This is a genomic window from Psychrobacter pasteurii, assembly GCF_900162815.1.
In the GTDB taxonomy this organism is placed as follows: Bacteria; Pseudomonadota; Gammaproteobacteria; order Pseudomonadales; family Moraxellaceae; genus Psychrobacter; species Psychrobacter pasteurii.
Genome location: NZ_FUGD01000173.1, coordinates 1 through 545 on the forward strand (window position 1 = coordinate 1; position 545 = coordinate 545).

Sequence of the window (545 nt, forward strand, 5' to 3'; positions counted from 1 at the left end):
GCTGCGCCAGTTAAGCTTGGCTTTTTTAAATTGTTTTCGGGCCTTGGCGTGAGTCTCATTGATAGCTTGCAGTGTTTGACTGTGTAATCCTAAATACTCACCGCTACCTTTGGTGTACTCACTTAGATCATAAGCACTAAAAAACTTACCAGTACGTTTTAAATGCTCAAAGCACAGCGCATTGACATAGTTCCACACGAAGTTCACCGAACCGCTTATGCGATTAAGTTGGTCTGTGTGCTTGTCTTTAATGCGTAGCTTGAGTGTTTTCATATACTTAGTATGCCGAGGTTAATTTCAACTTACAACCTTTTAAACACTACTCACGACACTACATGTCGCCTTATATTCACCCCCTGAAGTGGGTGGTTTTACGGCGACCGGTGATAAACTCTATTTTATAACCTCTATTTTGGCCTATACTTTTGTCAGCTTCATTTAAGTGTAACTAGGGCGTGTCCTCAATTTAACTTACAGTGAATAATAGTACAAGCTAGGTAAAGCATAGATTTAAAATTGCGTGCTAGCTTTTCATAGCGTGTTGC

General features: G+C 40.2%; 2 pseudogenes. Both read right to left on the reverse strand.

The window, feature by feature from the left end:
- Positions 1-273 (reverse strand): annotated as a pseudogene (locus A1232T_RS13085) (RNA-guided endonuclease InsQ/TnpB family protein); the annotation flags it as partial.
- A gap of 188 nt (positions 274-461) precedes the next feature.
- Positions 462-545 (reverse strand): annotated as a pseudogene (locus A1232T_RS14025) (IS5/IS1182 family transposase); the annotation flags it as partial.